We start from the raw sequence: 15,631 nt of genomic DNA, 5'->3' as shown, positions 1-15,631 counted from the left end.
CCCCGGCGGCCCGGCACCGGCCGGGGGCGGGGGTCCGTCACAGGAGACCGGCGAGGGCGGCCGCGGCGCGGCGCGCCCCCTCGCCGCCGACGGACCGGTAGTCCGCCGTGGTGCGGGTGAGTTCCTCCGCCATGGCGGCGGCGAGGGCCTCCGGGGTCGCCGTGGCGTAGTCCATCGGGCGCCCCGCCCGGTGCCGCCGGAGCCGGTGCCGCACGTGGAACTGCTGCTCGAAGTGGTTTCCGAGCGGGAAGTACAGGAAGGGCCGCCGGCAGGCGGTGAGCTCCATGGTGGTGGTGAGACCGCCCTGCACCACGGCGAGGTCGCAGGCGGCCAGGTGGCGGTGCAGGTCCGGCACATACGCCCGCTTGTCCACGCCGGGCGCGTCGGGCAGCGCGTCCGGGTCGAGCCGCGGACCGGTGACGACCACGGTGCGCAGACCGGGGATGTCCGCCGCGGCGAGCGGGTGCGCGGCGATGACGCGCCTCAGCAGGGAGGCGCCGACCCCCGAGCCGCCGACCGCGGCGACCACCACGGTCTCACCGGGGGCGTAGCCCAGCTCCGCGCGCAACTCCTCCCGGTCGCCGACGTCCACCGGATCGAACCCGGTGATGTAGCCGGTGAACCGGTAGTGCTCCTCGGTCCAGGACCGGATGTCGGGCAGGCCGGGCCCGAACGGCATGGACACGACGTCCTCGGGATCGCCGACGAACAGCGAGGCGTCGCGCACCCGGGGGCGGTTCTCGATGTGGCCGATCATCTCCGCGTTGTAGTCGGCGGTCAGCAGGCGCTCGCGCTCGCCCCCGCCGGGCATCGGGAGGTAGCCGACGAAGTCGGTGAGCCAGGCGAAGCGGGCGCGCTTGACCGCCGGGTCCTCGTGGAGGAAGTGGTCCACCTCCCACGCCTCGTCACCGACCACCAGGTCGTAGCGGTCGTTCTCCAGGACGTCGAGGAACGTCATGAAGTTGGCGACGAGGATCTCGTCCATGCGCCGCATCGCCTGGAAGACGTGGAGGTCATGACCGCAGGACTCCGCCTCGATGTGCCGCGACTCGCTGGCCAGCAGGGCGCTCGCCGGATGTACGCGCTCCCCGCGGGCCGCCAGTACGCGGGTGACCGGGTCCTGGGCGAGCCACTCGACGTGTGCGTCCGGCACCACGGCGCGCAGCTCGTCCGCGATGGCCAGGTCGCGCCGGGCGTGGCCGAGGCCGATCGGGGAGGAGAGGTACAGCACGCGGGGCGGGCGCGACGGGCCGCGGGAAGCGTTCCGCGCCCCGGACGGTCCGGTCCCGGCGGCCGGGAGCGCCTCGCCCCCCGCCTGCCGTCCCCCGGCGGCCGGACGGTCCGCGGCGATGCCGGTCCCGGTCCCGGCACCGCGCTCGGCGGCGGGCACGGTGCGGTCGACGAACCGGCGCAGCAGCCGGTTGACCCGCACCGGGTGGCGTGCCTGCGGGCAGTGCCCGGCCCCGGGCAGCTCGACCAGTTCGGCGCCCAGCAGCGAGGCGAGGGAGCGGCCCAGTTCCACGGGTGTGATCTCGTCCCGGTCCCCGTGCACGACCAGCACCGGGCAGCGGACCAGCGGCGCCATGGCGCGCAGCACCTCCGCGGTCCTGGCGGGCGGCACCGCGACCCGCGGGGAGAGCGTCGCGGCGAGCGTCTCCGGAGTCGTCTCCAGCCCCCAGGAGACCCCGTCCTCGATGTGCTTGGTCGAGTGCGGGTCGTTGAACGCCCGGCCGACGAAGAACTCGACGAAACCGGCGAAGTCGCGGTGGAACGAGTGCCGGTTGTAGCGGTCCCAGCCCTCGTCCGTGCCCCGGTCCTCGTCGAAGCTCAGCAGCGCCCGGGCGAGCGGGTAGTCGTCGCGGCCCTCGACGTTGAGGGTGGTGCCGATCATCACGGCGCCGCGCACCCGCTCCGGGTGGAGGGCCGCCAGGAAGTAGGCGAGGGCGGTCCCGAAGGAGTTGCCGACCAGCACCACCCGGTCCGCGCCGACGGCGTCGAGCACGGCCACCGCGTCCCCGGCCTGGACGCGCACGTCGTACGCGGCGGGGTCGGCCGGACGGCCGGAGGCGCCGTTGCCGCGCGGGTCGTAGACCACGACCCGGTAGTGCTGGGCCAGATAGGGGACCTGTGCCTTCCACAGACGGCTGTGGACGATGGCCCAGGCCGGGAGCAGCAGCACCGTGGTGTCCCCGTCCCCGTGGACCTCGTAGTGGATGGCGACACCGTCGTGGTCGGCGGTGCCCTCGGCATCGGGCTGTCGGGCGCGCATCGGCGCTCTCCTCCGTCCGTCGGATCTCTCGGTCTTCCCTGTTCTCCCGGATCTCTCCGGTCCGTGTCCGCCCGGCCCCGCCGCGCCCCCGGCCACGCCGCCCGTCACGGCCGGTCCCGGTACCAGAGCGTGAACCGGGACAGGGGCAGGAAGCCCGCCCGTTCCGCACCCGGCCGGCTGTCGTCGCTGAACAGCGCCGCCGACGGCAGCGGACCGGCCGCCTTCAGCCGCTCCCTCACCAGCGCGTACCAGTGGCCCTCGCGGCGGGCCCGCGGGAGTGTGACACCGAAGACGAACTGCGCGATCCCGTGCGCGGTGAACAGCGCGGCGGCCGACGCGGGGACGCCGTCCTTCAGGGCGAGCCACATCCGGAACCGCTCGTCGCCGAGGATCGCCGGGTCCAGGAGGGCGCCGGGGAGCAGCGGGAGGACGTCGTCGAAGGGGAAGCCCTCGACGACGGTGCGCTCCCAGGCGCGCACCCCCTCCGCGTCCTCGACCGGCACCACGCGCGTCCCGCGGTCCGGGAACGAGGGCGGCTCTCCCGGCGGGCGGAGGAGCAGCGGGGGGTGACCGGACAGCTTCCAGCCGTACTCGGTCAGGTCGGGCGTGGGCCATGGGCTCCACAGCAGTACCTGCCCGGTGCCCTGCCCGAAGAACTCCTCGATCGGGGCCAGCGCCCGTGCGGTGTCCCGGCCGGCGAGGGGCTGGAGCAGGGTGGCCGAGTTGTACAGCCCGCTGGGCCTGCCCAGGTCGGCCGCCGCGAACGCGTCGGTGCGCAGCGTGCGGCCTCCGGCGGCCCTGACGATCGCGTCGACGCAGTCGGCGTGGTTGTACACGTAGCGGCGGGTCAGGGTGTCGCCGACGGGGGTCGTGGGCTTCCAGCCGGTCTCCAGTGCGGCGCTTTCGGCGTCCACGGTCCTCTCCTCTCCGGTGTCCTGCGGGGGTGCTGTCCGGGCCGTCGCGGCGGTCACGCGTCGAACCGGTAGAAGTTCCACATCCCGTGCTCCACGCCGAGCGGTTCGACCGTGCGGTAGCCCGCGCGCCGGCCGTACTCGCGCACGGTCGGCGGGCGCAGGACCGTACCGGCGTCCTCGACCGCCCCCTCGGCCCTGGTGGCGGGCAGGCAGTGCAGGACGCTCGCCGCGTAGGCGAACTGCTCCATCACCGGGGCCGGGGCCTCGAACCGCTCGTTCACCTTCTCGTCCGCGACGAGCAGCACCCCTCCCTCGCGCAGGCTCTCGCGCACCGAGGCCAGCACTCCGACCGGGTCCGCCATGTCGTGGAGCGCCTCGAAGACGCACACGAGGTCGAAGCCGCCGTGGCCGGACCGCGCCGCGTCGCCCACGTGGAAGGCGACCCGGTCGGCGACGCCCTGCCGGGCGGCGTGGGACCGGGCGTCGGCGATCGACGGCTCGTCGAGGTCCACCCCGGTGATCCGCGCGTTCGGGAACGCCTGCGCCAGGGAGATGGCCGACCAGCCGGACCCGCACCCCAGGTCCAGTACGTCCACCCGCTCCCCGGCCGCCAGCCTGGCGTGGACATCGGGGAGGGCGGGGAGCCAGTCGGAGGCCAGCGCCGAACTGTACCCGGGGCGGTTCATCCCCGCGATGCCCTGCCGGACGGCCGTGCCGTAGGCCCCGTAGGGGACGCCGTCCCCGGTGCGGTAGCAGCGCAGCAGCTTCGGGAGCACGTCGGCGATCCCGGTGAGGAACTGCGGGGCGGAGCCGAGGTAGGCCGGGTGCTCCTCGTCCAGCAGGACGTCGCGGTGCCCGGCCGGGAGGCGGAAGGAGCGCAGACGGGGGTCGTCGTGATCCCGGCCGACGGCGAGCACGCCGGCGGCGGCCTGCTGCTCGAGCCACTCGCGGGCGTACCGGGGGTGGACGGCGGCCCGCTCGGCGACCTGGCCGGGCGTCCTGGCCTCGCCGTCGGCCAGTGCCTCGTACAACCCCAGCCGGACACCCAGGTACACCGTCAGGACGTCCATGCTCGCCTTGACGCCGTCGAACAGGGTCTCCGCCAGTGCGGCGGCGTCGGCCTGCCGGCGGTCGTCGTCACCGGTGGTGACGGTGTCGGCGGGGGCGGGGAACTCGGTGGTGCTCACGGCCCTCTCCTCGTGCGGTGCGGAACACGCTGTCGGTTCCACCGTCGCGGGAGCGCCTGTCAGCCCGCTTTCACCTCGCTGTCAGCCGTCCCCCGGAAGGTGGTGGTCGGGATGCCGCGTCTCCGGGAGGCGGTGTCCTCCTCCACACGGGCGAGCGCCTCCTGCGCGGCGCGCAGCGCGCCCGCGTCCGTGGTGGCCATACCCCTGGTGGTCAGCTCCGCGAAGCGGACCTCGCCGAGACGGCCGGCGAGCAGCCGCTCCGCCCCGCCCAGCCGCTCCGCGTCCGAGCCGTACACCGGCGCCGCGCTCGTCCGGTTCCGCAGCGCACCCAGCAGCAGGGCCGCGTCCTCGTCGCGGCCGAGCCGCACCAGGACGTCGACCACCCCCCGGACCGAGGTCCACTGCTGCGTCCAGTTGCCGGAGCGGTGCCAGTGGTCCAGCACCTCGCGGAAGAGCGGTACGGCCTCGGCCGCGTGCCCGGTGCGCGCCCGCATCGAGGCGGCGGACACCAGGGCCACCCCCGCCAGGAAGCGGTCCCCCAGCTCGCGGGCCCTGCGGACCACGTCCTCCAGCAGCGGGCCCGCCCTGTCCCACTCGTCCTCGGGCAGCGCCTCGGCGAGGACGTAGTGGGACCAGGCGAGCATCAGCGGGCAGGACGCCCGCCGGACCATCTCCTCCGCCTGCTCCACCGCCCGTTCCCGGTCCCCGCCGTAGGCCAGCGCCAGGGCTTCCACGCTCCAGGTGGTGTAGACCCGGAACTCCTCCCCGAGCCGCTCCGCGAGGATCCTGGCCCGGCCGGCGGTCTCCCGCGCCTCGGCCAGCCGGCCGCTGAAGAACGCCGCGTCGCCCAGGGTCTCCGCCAGGCCGATCTGGGCCGGGTCGTCCGGCGGCAGCAGGGCCCGGGCCCGTTCGGCCAGGGCGGCCCCCTCCTCCAGCGCACCCTTGAGGATCGCCCCCCTGGCCGCGACGGACGCCACCCGCCCCAGCAGGGCCCCGTCCGCGGGCGGTGCCCCGGCGCAGCGCCGTATCGTCTTGCCGGCCCAGGAGAAGACCTCGCCGAGACTCTGCAGCTCCGCCCAGTCCCGCAGCCTCCACACGAGTTCCGCCGCGACGCCCGGGTCGTGCTCCAGGGCCCATTCGTGGGCCGCGCGCAGGTCGTCCAGGTGCCGGGCCACCTCACGGACCCAGTGGCCGCACTCGGCCCCCGCCATCCGGGGGCGGCTCTCGTCCAGCAGCCCCATCAGGTAGCCGGCGTGCGCGCGGAGGGTGACATCGGCGTCCCCGCGCTCCCTGAGCCGGTCCTGGCCGTAGGAGCGCAGCGTCTCCAGCATGGTGTAGGTCGTCGCGGTGGTGCCGGGGCCGGCGGACGCCTGGATCACGGCCTTGTCCACCAGGGCGGCCAGGCCGTCCGCCAGTTCCGCCCGGTCCAGCCCCGAGACCGCCTGCGCGTCGGCGAGGCGGAACCCCCCGCTGAAGACGGACAGCCGGGCGAACAGCTCCTGCTCCTCTTCGGTCAGCAGGGCGTACGACCAGTCCACGGTGGCCAGCAGGGTGCGGTGCCGCTCCGCCGTCCGCCGGTAGGTGCCGCGCAGCAGGTCGAACCTGGCCGACAGCCCGGCCAGCAGCTCGGACGGCGTCATGGACCGCACCCGCCCCGCCGCGAGCTCGATGGCCAGCGGAACGCCGTCGAGCCTGCGGCACAGTGCGGCCACCGCCGCGGCCGTCTCCGGGTCGTCCACCGCGAAGCCCGGTGAGGCGGCGCGCGCACGGACGTGGAAGAGCCGCTCGGCCGGGGAGAGCGGCCCCCCTCCCGGGCGGTCGCCGGGTTCCGGGACCGGAAGCGGCGGCACCGGGTAGACGCGCTCGCCGGTGATGGCCAGTGGTTCCCGGGAGGTGGCGAGCACGGTGAGGCCGGGGCATCCGGAGACCAGCGCCTCCACCAGGTACGCCGTCTGCTCCACGACGTGCTCGCAGTTGTCCAGGACGAGCAGGGCCCGCTGTTCCTGGAGGTACTCCGTGAGGCGGTCCAGGGGATCGGCGCCCGCGCGGGGGCGCAGGGACAGGGCGGTGCCCACCACGTCGGCGACCGGCGCCGAGGACGGTACGGACGCCAGCTCCACCATCCGGACCCCGTCCGGGTACCGGTTCTCCGCCTCCGCGCGCCTGGCGACCGCCAGGGCGAGCTGTGTCTTGCCCACGCCGCCGGGGCCGAACAGGGTGAGCACCCGGTCGGTGCGCAGCAGCGAGCCGAGCTCGTCCACGGCGCGGTCGCGGCCTATCAGCTCGATCGCGCCGCCGGGGACGGCGCCGCGGTGGCCTGCCGCCGGGCCGCCGGGCGCGGCGGTTCTGGCGGGAGGGGATGCGGTGGCGGGAGGCGGCGCCGGGGAGGCGCCGTTCGCGGCGAGGTTCGTCCAGCGGTCCAGGGACGGGTCCTGCCGCAGGACCGCGGCCTCCAGGCTCCTCAGCGGCGGCGAGGGGTCCAGCCCGGTCTCCTCCCGCACCGTCCGCCGGTGGGCGCGGTAGACGTCGAGCGCGTCGGACTGCCTTCCGGCGCGGTAGAGCGCGACCATGAGCTGGGCACGGGGGCGCTCCCGCAGGGGGAAGCCTGCGACCAGGGGTTCCAGCAGGGCGACGGCCCCGGCGGTGTCGCCGAGGGCGAGCGCCGCCTCCGCGCGGTCCTCGGCCGCCGCCACCCGCAGTTCCTCCAGCCGGGCGGCCTCGGCCATGGCGAACGGCTCGTCGCCGAGTTCTCCGTAGGCGCGGCCGTGCCACAGGGCCAGGGCCGCGTCCAGGTCCTCGGCGGACGCCGCCGGGGAGTCGGCGAGGCGACGCCGCCCGGACTCGGCCAGTTCGGTGAAGAGCAGGGCGTCGAGTTCCCCGGGGGCCGGGTTCAGCACGTAGCCGGGCGGGCGGGTGAGCAGGACGTCGCGGGCCCCGCGGTTGCCGAGGGCCGTCCTCAGGCGGTTCACCAGGTTGTGCAGCGCGGCCTCCGCGTGGACCGGCTGCCGGTCGCCCCAGACCGCGTCGGCCAGCCAGTCGGACGAGGCCACCGCGCCCGACCGTACGACGAGGGCCGCGAGCAGACGGCGTACCCGGGGGGCGACCAGCGCCCCGGGCGGCTCGGAGCCGGCGGTGAGGGGACCGGGAGCCAGGGCCACGGTTCCCAGGACACGGATGTGCATGCCTCTCCCCGGGGTGCGCCGTTCGCGGTACCGCCCCGTGCCGGGACGGCCGTCCGCTCCCATCCTCGGCCAAGCCGGTGGCCGGGACAAACGCCTTCGGGCCGGGCGGGGTGCGGCACCCTGTCCGGCCCGAAGGCGTTCCTTCCGGCGGCGCTACTTCAGATAGGGACCGTCCGTTCCGATCCTCCCGGTGCCGTTCAGGACGTAGACGCGCAGATTGCCCTTGCCCGGGGCGTCCACGGCCAGCCTGCCGTCGGTGACCTGCCGGGTGTCCCCGGTGACGGCGTCGGTGTAGGTGCCGTCGGGAATGCCGGTGTAGGTGGCGCCGTGGGTGACGGTGACCAGCGCGAAGCTGTCCGTGGAGCCGCTGGTGTAGCGGCGCTTGAAGGCCATCTCGCCGCTGACCCCCTCGGTGGAGTACTGGCCCGTCTGCAGCGCCGGCACCGCGCGCCGGATCCGGTTGAGCCGCTGCACATGTCTGACCAGCGGCTTGTCCAGGGTTTCGGCGACCGCCCCGGTGGCCGACTCCACCTCGGAGAAGTCCGAGGCCGTGATGCTTCCGGCGAGGTGGTCGCCGTAGTAGGCGCGGCCGGTGGTGTCCAGCGGGCAGCTGGGCCCGCAGTCGATCTCCGCCCCCTTGCGGAACTCGATCTCCGAGCCGTAGTACAGGGTGGGGATGCCGCGGAAGGTCCACATCAGCGACATGTTCTCCGCCCAGGCGTCGGTGCCGCCGGTGTAGCGCTCGCCGCTCTTGTTGGGCCCGTAGTCGTGGCTGTCGACGTAGACGACGTTGTACGTGGCGTCGTTGTAACTGTCGTCGGAGTCCTTGCCGTTGTGGAAGGCGTTCCGGGCGTCGCCGAAGTTCATGTGCATGCGCATGTCGATGACGTTCATGCCCGAGAACCGGCTGTGGTCCGGGGCGTGGTGGGCGTTGCCGTGCAGGAATGCGTTGTCCGATGTGGGCTGGCCGGCCGGGCCCTGCGCCTGCTCCCACTCGTACATCTCCAGCGCGGCCTCGGCGTCGTCGGGGCTGTACTCCTCGCGTTCCTTCCAGGTGTAGAACTGCGCCGAGTGGTTGACCGATCCGCGGTTCCACTTGTCGTTGACGAACGCGGCGACCTCGCCGAAGACGAAGAAGTTCTTCGCGGCCTCCGCGCCGAACCGCTGCGTGACGCGCTCCTGGATGGCCGGCAGGAAGCGGCGGTTCCAGGTGGTGCGCGGAATGTGGACGGCCGTGTCGACGCGGAAGCCGTCCACGCCCATGTCGATGTACTTGTTGTAGGCGCCGATCAAGTGGTTCTGCACGGCCGCGCTCTCGGTGTCGAAGTCGGCCAGGTCCTCGTGGATCCAGCAGGAACGGGAGTCCTCGCCCTCCCAGTTGCCGATCCAGCAGTCGTGGTACAGGGCCCGGGGGAACATGCCTGACGTGGGGCTGGGCCACTGACAGTTGTAGATCGTGTACCCCTCCGGGCTCCTGGCGCCGGTCGGCTCGCCCCAGTTCAGGCAGGTGTTGCCGGCGGGCTCCGCGGTCGACCACAGGTCCCCGTTGTAGTGGGCCCTGCCGGACTTCGGGTCCACCGTCAGACCGTCGTACTCGAACCCTTCGTTCGGCTCGTCGTAGTACCAGCTCCACTGGCTGTCGCGCACCCCGTAGACGGTCGGGGTGAACAGTCCCTTGGCGCCCCAGCGGGAGGAGTGGTTGTAGACCACGTCCTGGTAGATCTTCATGCCCTTGGCGTGGGCGGCGTTGATCAGATCCTGGTAGGAGGCGCCGGCGGACTCCAGGCGGGGGTCCACCCGGTAGAAGTCCCAGCCGTGGTAGCCGTGGTAGTCGTAGTCGGAGCGGTTGAGGACCACGGGGGTGATCCACACGGCGGAGAAGCCGAGCCCCTTGATGTAGTCGAGCCGGTCGATCAGCCCTTTGAAGTCGCCGCGGAACATGGGGTCGTCGTTGGCGGCGTTGCCGGACTCCTCGTGCTGGTTCCCGCCGCGGTTGTTGGAGGCGTCGCCGTCGTTGAAGCGGGCGGTGAGGACGAAGTAGATCGGATCCTTGCGCGGGTCGGTGCCCAGCGGCCTCCCCCGGGCGGGCGCGGGCGGCTTCTCGCCGGTGGTGGCCCCGGCCTCGGTGGAGGGGGCCGAGAGGTTGCCCGCCGCGTCCACGGCCCTGACGGTGTAGGCGTAGGCGGTCCTCTCCTCCAGATCCGTGTCGGAGAGGACGGTGGAGCCGACGTCGGTGACGACCGTGCCCTCGGCGCCGCCGGTGCGGGTCACCTGGTAGCCGGTGACTCCCCGGTCGTCGGTGGACGGTTCCCAGGTGACCACCACCGAGGTGCCGTCGGCGCTCGCGGTCACCCCCTCGGGCGCGGTGGGGGCCCGTGTGTCGGGCTCCTCGTCGGCGCACGGGTCCGCGGCGTCCTCGGTGACGGTCCGGTTCTCGACGGTGGCGACTCCCGCGGAGATGGTGTAGTCGGCCCCGTTGTTGTTGTCCCAGACCCCGTTGCCGTTGTTGAAGGCGGCCTTCATCGAGGTGGCGCCGCCCAGGTCCGCGGTGTGTCTCCACCATCCGGTGCAGGCGGCCTCCATGCCGGCGCCTGGCGGTTCGGTCCACACGCCGCCGTCCGGCCGGTAATGGATGTTGGCGGTGGACCAGCCCAGGGCGGCCGTCGAGTAGTAGACCGTGGCGGTGCTCCCCTCGCCGTCCCCCTCGCCCGGGTCGGGACCGGCGCCCGCGCAGGGGTCGGAGTGGGCGACCACGCCGTCCCTGACGGTGATGTTCCCGGTGCCCAGGTCGTAGTTCTGCCCGCCGTTGTTGTCCCAGGTCCCCGAGCCGTCGTTGAAGGTGGCCTGCAGCCCGGACGCGGCGCCCAGTTCGACGGTCTTCTTCACCCAGTCCGTGCAGGCCGCCTCCATCGCCGTCCCCGGCACGGTCGTCCACTGCCCGCCGTCCGGCGCCCAGTGCAGGTTGTACTCGGGCCAGTCCCTGGTCCCGGTGTGATAGAAGACCGTCGCGGTGTTCCCGGCCTCCGCCGCGACGGGCACGGCCTCGGGACCGGTCTCGCCCGGCGGTGCCACCGCCGGCAGGGCCAGCAGGCCGCTCGCCAGGACGGCCGCCGTCAGCGAGTGCCGCAGTGGTGGGGGTTTACTGATCTTCAAGCGCGTCTCCAGAGCAGGGCCGCGGCTCCCGAAGCCGCGGCGGTCGTCGGCTGCGCGGATACCGGCGTATCCGCGCGGCCCCCGTGAGGACCGGACCCTGACGCGCCTCGGGATCCGGCCGGGCAGTGCGGTGAAACGACAGAGTTGAAACGGCGGTACCGAAACGGCAGGGTTGAAGCAACTGCCGGAATCTTTCCGCAAGTTGTTGCAGTGAAGAATTTATCCGTACATGACATCCACGTAAAGGGCCGCACGGCCCTCCTGCCCGTGACGCCTCACGGGCAGGGGGCGGCGGGCAGGTCCGAGACCAGTTCGGACCATCGGTGGGTCCGCCTCGCCCGGCAGACCTCGGCCGCCACCTCGGCGGCCTCGCTGGCCAGCAGGAAATCCCGCTCCAGCGCGGTGAGGCCGGCCCCCGCGCCGCCGAGCCGGTCCCGGGCGGCCGCGAGCCGGGCGCCCCGGTGGAGGGCTCCCACGTCGCGGTCCAGGGAGTGCCAGGCCTGCGCGGCCTCCGTCAGCTGCCGGTGGACGAGCAGCCGCCGCCGGTCCGCCTCGGTCCAGCCGCGCAGCCGGGGCCACGCCGCGATCAGCGCCTCGTGCGCCAGGGTGACCGTCGAGCCGTCGAGGGTGACCAGACGGGCCCGCGCCGTCCGCGCCCAACTCGCCGCGGCCGGTGGGCCGCCGGGTGTCGGGCACTCCCTCGCCGGGGTTGACCAGCCGCAGCAGGATCGCGCGGGCGGCGGCGGCCTGGCCGGGGTCCAGCCGGGTGTAGAGGTCCTCGGTGGCCTGGGCGATGGCGCCGCGTATGCCGCCGGCGGCCTCGTAGGCCGCCAGGGTCAGCGCGCGTCCGCGGCACCGGCGCCAGGTCTCCAGCAGGACGTGGGACATCAGCGGCAGCCCTCCGGGCTCGCCGGTCGCCTCGTCCACCAGTCTCGCGGTGAGGGCGCGTTCGACGATCAGGCCCGCGTCTGTCCCCGCCCGCGATCGCGGCGGCGCACCACATCTCACTGAGCCACCTGCACCGGCTGTTCCGGGACGAGGGCTCCACCGTCTCGGCGTTCCTGCGCGACCAGCGGCTGCGGCGCATCCGGCAGGACCTGTCCGACCCCGCCCTGCGCCGCACGCCCGTCCACACCGTCGCCGCCCGGTGGGGTCTGACCGACCCCTCCGCCTTCAGCCGCGCCTTCCGCATCGCCTACGGCATCTCGCCCAGCGACCACCGGCAGCGCGCGCTGGCCCGCGGCGGTACGCCGGCGGCCGCGCGGGGCGGCCTCGTGGCGAACGCCGCCGGCCACTGACACACCGTGCGGCCCACCGACCGGTATCAGCCCATGTCCAGCCGGGCGGCGACCTTGCGCAGCATCCCCGCCTTCTGCTCGACCGGCTTCTGCTGCTCGCCCTGGAGAGCGCTGACGACGGTGAGCGCGCCGGTCAGTACGGGGATGCTCCACTGGGCCCAGCGCAGCTGCCGCTCGGCGTCCTCCATGGAGGCCGGGTGGTGCTGGGCCCCGGCCGCCTTGTCCGGGTCGGTGGAGGTGGCCATCTCCAGCTTCTTGCCCATGACGCGGCCATAGGCGGTGGCCGCCAGGGCCGCGCCGGTCAGGATGGTCTTGATCGCCGAGGAGGCCCCCACTCCCCGCTGGTGCTCCACGCGGTACATGTTGGACGCCAGCAGGGAGACGGCGCCCGCGAGGTGGGCGGCGATGGCCAGTCCGTTGACCGGCGTCCACTTCGCCCATCCGATGCTCGCGATCCTGTCGCCGGTCGCGGCGTCCTCCCACTCCCTGGCGACGCCGTTCAGCCCCACGGCGCCCATCAGGGAGCCGCCGAACCATGCGCCCATGCCCAGATCGTGCAGGCTGCGGGCGAGCGTGTTGCGTTCGGACACGATGATCTCCAGTTCGCCTTGTCCCGTTAAAGCGGCACCCGCGAAATTCGAGAAGTTCGCGGCATTAAAGGCATACCAGAGGTTCCCGGGGGGCGCCGCCCGGAGCCGTGCGGCCGGGCCGCACTCACGCCCGCGCCCGGAGCGCCGTACGCCCCCGGGCGGGCCGGTGGGCGTACGGCGGGCTCGCGGCGGGCCTCTCAGCTGCAGGAGGCCGTCCGCTCGTACCAGCCGGGCTCGGTCTCGGTGAGGGAGGTGACGGTGTAGATGTTCCACAGCCCCAGCGCGTCACCGGAACCGACCGCGTAGGTGTACCCGTAGCGGACGGTGGCGCGGCCCTGCTGCACATGGGTGTAGTTGCTCGCCGTGAAGCAGGCGGGCGTCCCCGGGTCGCCGGGGTCTCCCGGGTCTCCCGGGTCGGCGTCGCCCAGGCCCCAGTCGGCGGTGACGTACGCCGTCGAGCACATCAGGTCCGCGGTGTACGAGCCCGTCGTGCCGCAGCCCTCGGACGGGCGCACCGGGACGGCGTGCCCCATGCCGGAGACCCGGTAGTCCCGCACGACGGTGCCGGCGGAGGAACCGTAGTCCTTCCGCGTCACCCCTCCGGGCAGCGAGGCCGAGCCGTCCGCGGTGGCGTCCGTGCCGTGCACGTTCGTCCACTGCTTCACCAGCTCGTCCGCGTTCGCCGGGGCGACCGTGGTGTCGGAGGTGCCGTGCCAGACGGCGACCGACGGCCACGGGCCGCCGTACCCCGGATTCTGGACGCGGACCAGGTCGCCCCACTGGGCGGCGGTCTTCGACACACCGGGGTTCATGCAGCCGAACGCCCCGACCATGCTGGTGGCGCAGCCGTGCGGCACACCGGCCAGCACCGCGCCACCCGCGAACACGTCCGGGTAGGCGGCGAGCACGCTCGCGGCCATCGCGCCGCCGCCGGAGAACCCGGCTACGTACACCCGGGAGGGGTCGGCGCCCACCGCACTCACGGTATGGCCGACCATCTGGCGCAGCGACAGGGCCTCGCCGCGCCCGCGCGAGGTGTCGCCGCTCTGGAACCAGTTGAAGCAGCGGGAACTGTTGTTGCCCGTCTCCTGCTGGGCGGCGACGAGCGCGAAGCCGCGGCTGTCGGCGTACGTGCGCCAGCCGTAGGTCGTCACGAAGCCGGGCGCGTCCTGGGTGCAGCCGTGCAGGACGAGGACGACCGGGGCGTCGGCCGGCAGGTCGTCGGGGACGTAGCGGTACATGGTCAGCGCGCCCGGATTGGAACCGAAGCCGGTGACGCGTTCGAGGTCTGCGGCCGCCGCCGGGGCGGCGGACAGTCCGGTGAACGCCAGCGCGAGCGTGCCCAGCAGCACACCCGCGCGGCGCAGGAGGTTCATGGCTCTCATGAGGGGGGTCCTTACGCCTGAAAGGGACCTGACAATCAATGCCGGTACCGTAGGGCGTGACGCAGGTCACTCGAACATGCCGGAGCCACAGGGTCGCCGCCGCGCCGGTGGCCGCCGCCCACATTGCCCCCGGGAACCCGCGGACGGCCCCTCCGGCCGGACCCGGCGGCACCGGCCGGGCCCGCGAGGGGCTGCCGGCGCCTCCGTCAGCGGGGCCGCGCGGCGGACGCCTCCTCCGGCCCCGGGCGGACGGGGGCGAGACGTACGGCTTGGGGGCCCGGAGCCCGTCGGCGGCGAAAGCCGCCGACGGGGTGACCGCGATGCCGTACCGGGCCGCGACCGGCCCCGGTCACGAGGCTTCGCGCCCGCGCCGCACGTACGCTCCCGCGCTTCGACCGGCACGCGGGAGCACGGAAGCGCTCCCGGGCCGCCTTTCCCGTCACCACCGCAGGGCGAGCGCCCCGTCCGGCTCCCGGTCGACGCGCGAGCCCAGGCCGCGGCCGGCGCGGTCCAGGACCGCCCGCAGCCACCCGGCGTCCTCCGGCGAGGCGTGGCACAGCCGTATCCGCCGCGCCTGGAGGGGCACCATCCGCACTCCGGCCGTCCGGCCGTCCGGCTCCAGCCGGACGAAGTACAGCAGCCGCAGGTCGTCCCGGTACCGCTCGTATCCGGTGATGCCCTCGTAGTCGTTCACGAGGTCGCCGCAGCCGTACAGCACGAGCCTGTCCCGGTACACCTCCAGGGGACGGGGATGGTGCGAGGAGTGACCGTGGACGACGTCCGCGCCGCCGTCGATCAGGGCGTGCGCGAAGCCGGTCTCCTCGCGGGAGACCTCGTAGCCCCAGTTCGGTCCCCAGTGGACCGAGACGACCACGACGTCCCCCGGCCGCCTGATCCGGCGGATGCGCTCGGTCACGGCGGCAGCGGCGGCCGGCGAGGGCTCGTCCACGACGTCCACGCCGGGCCGGCCGGGGCCGGCGGACCAGGACGGCGGTATGCCGCTGGAGGGCATGCCGAAGGCCAGGACCACCACCCGCCGCCCGCCTTCCAGGGGTACGGGCACGGGCCGCCGCGCGGCGGTGAGGTCCCGCCCCGCCCCCGCCGCGGCGGTTCCCGCGCCCGCCAGGGCGTCGAGCGTCTCCTCCAGGCCGGGGCGGCCGAAGTCCAGGACGTGGTTGTTGGCCAGGCCGCAGACATCGGGGCGGGCGGGCGGCAGGCAGGGGATGTTGGCGGGACTCATCCGGTAGTGGACGCCCTTGCCCGGGGCGAACGCGCCGCTGCGTGTGACGGCGGTCTCCAGGTTGACGATCCGGGCGTCGGGGGCGGCCCCGTCGATCGCCGCGAGCGCATCGCCCCAAGGCCACTCGAAGCCGGCCGGCCGGGGAACCGGGCCGTTGACCGCCTCCGCCAGCTCGACGTAGGTGCGGGCGTCACGGACGTACGCCTCGCGCAGCGCCGGATCACCGGGGTGCGGGAGGATCTGGTCGACGCCCCGGCCGAGCATCACGTCACCGCAGAGGAACAGGGTGACCGCGGCCCCGCTCATGTCTCCAAGGGTAGGACCTCCCCGCCCCCGCTCCGGGGCCGGCCGGCCCCGGAGCGGGGGACCCTCGGCCCTGCCGCCCCGGCCCCGTGCCCGGTGTCCTGGTGGTG

At 74.1% G+C, this 15,631-nt stretch carries 9 protein-coding genes and 2 pseudogenes; 1 reads left to right on the top strand and 10 read right to left on the bottom strand.

What is annotated here, in order from left to right:
• Positions 1-37 precede the first annotated feature (37 nt).
• The 7 genes and pseudogenes from ACGRHY_RS24755 to ACGRHY_RS24725 form a co-directional block, all read right to left on the bottom strand.
• Positions 38-2,269: an alpha/beta hydrolase gene (locus ACGRHY_RS24755; protein WP_394637510.1), complete on the bottom strand. Its 2,232-nt coding sequence runs from the start codon at positions 2,267-2,269 to the stop codon at positions 38-40.
• 104 nt (positions 2,270-2,373) lie between these two features.
• The gene (locus tag ACGRHY_RS24750) at positions 2,374-3,183 is read right to left on the bottom strand and encodes a hypothetical protein (RefSeq protein WP_394637509.1); all 810 of its coding nucleotides are present in this window, start codon (positions 3,181-3,183) and stop codon (positions 2,374-2,376) included.
• A 53-nt stretch (positions 3,184-3,236) separates the two neighbouring features.
• Positions 3,237-4,370, bottom strand: coding sequence for a class I SAM-dependent methyltransferase (locus ACGRHY_RS24745; RefSeq protein WP_394637508.1), 1,134 nt, complete (start codon positions 4,368-4,370; stop codon positions 3,237-3,239).
• A gap of 59 nt (positions 4,371-4,429) precedes the next feature.
• Positions 4,430-7,552: an ATP-binding protein gene (locus tag ACGRHY_RS24740; protein ID WP_394637507.1), complete on the bottom strand. Its 3,123-nt coding sequence runs from the start codon at positions 7,550-7,552 to the stop codon at positions 4,430-4,432.
• Between the two features lie 153 nt (positions 7,553-7,705).
• Complete coding sequence (locus ACGRHY_RS24735) at positions 7,706-10,705, bottom strand: carbohydrate binding domain-containing protein (protein ID WP_394637506.1); 3,000 nt, start codon at positions 10,703-10,705, stop codon at positions 7,706-7,708.
• A gap of 275 nt (positions 10,706-10,980) precedes the next feature.
• A complete protein-coding gene (locus tag ACGRHY_RS24730) occupies positions 10,981-11,181 on the bottom strand; it encodes a hypothetical protein (RefSeq protein ID WP_394638223.1) in 201 nt (66 codons plus the stop codon).
• Between the two features lie 60 nt (positions 11,182-11,241).
• Positions 11,242-11,632 (bottom strand): annotated as a pseudogene (locus ACGRHY_RS24725) (nSTAND1 domain-containing NTPase); the annotation flags it as partial.
• A 35-nt stretch (positions 11,633-11,667) separates the two neighbouring features.
• On the opposite strand from ACGRHY_RS24725, the pseudogene ACGRHY_RS24720 reads away from it, so the two are divergent.
• Positions 11,668-12,003 (top strand): annotated as a pseudogene (locus ACGRHY_RS24720) (helix-turn-helix transcriptional regulator); the annotation flags it as partial.
• A 26-nt stretch (positions 12,004-12,029) separates the two neighbouring features.
• Here ACGRHY_RS24720 and ACGRHY_RS24715 read toward each other — a convergent pair.
• The 3 genes from ACGRHY_RS24715 to ACGRHY_RS24705 form a co-directional block, all read right to left on the bottom strand.
• Positions 12,030-12,593 carry a hypothetical protein gene (locus tag ACGRHY_RS24715; RefSeq protein WP_394637505.1) on the bottom strand — a complete coding sequence of 188 codons (564 nt, stop codon included), beginning with the start codon at positions 12,591-12,593 and terminating at the stop codon, positions 12,030-12,032.
• A 197-nt stretch (positions 12,594-12,790) separates the two neighbouring features.
• Positions 12,791-13,978, bottom strand: coding sequence for an extracellular catalytic domain type 1 short-chain-length polyhydroxyalkanoate depolymerase (locus tag ACGRHY_RS24710; protein ID WP_394637504.1), 1,188 nt, complete (start codon positions 13,976-13,978; stop codon positions 12,791-12,793).
• Between the two features lie 439 nt (positions 13,979-14,417).
• Complete coding sequence (locus tag ACGRHY_RS24705; RefSeq protein WP_394637503.1) at positions 14,418-15,524, bottom strand: CapA family protein; 1,107 nt, start codon at positions 15,522-15,524, stop codon at positions 14,418-14,420.
• Between the last annotated feature and the right edge of the window lie 107 nt (positions 15,525-15,631).

The sequence above is a fragment of the Streptomyces shinuiensis genome (assembly GCF_043660855.1).
GTDB lineage: Bacteria > Actinomycetota > Actinomycetes > Streptomycetales > Streptomycetaceae > Streptomyces.
The sequence above is the reverse complement of the archived record's forward strand: the minus strand, read 5'-3'. Positions and strand labels throughout refer to the sequence as shown.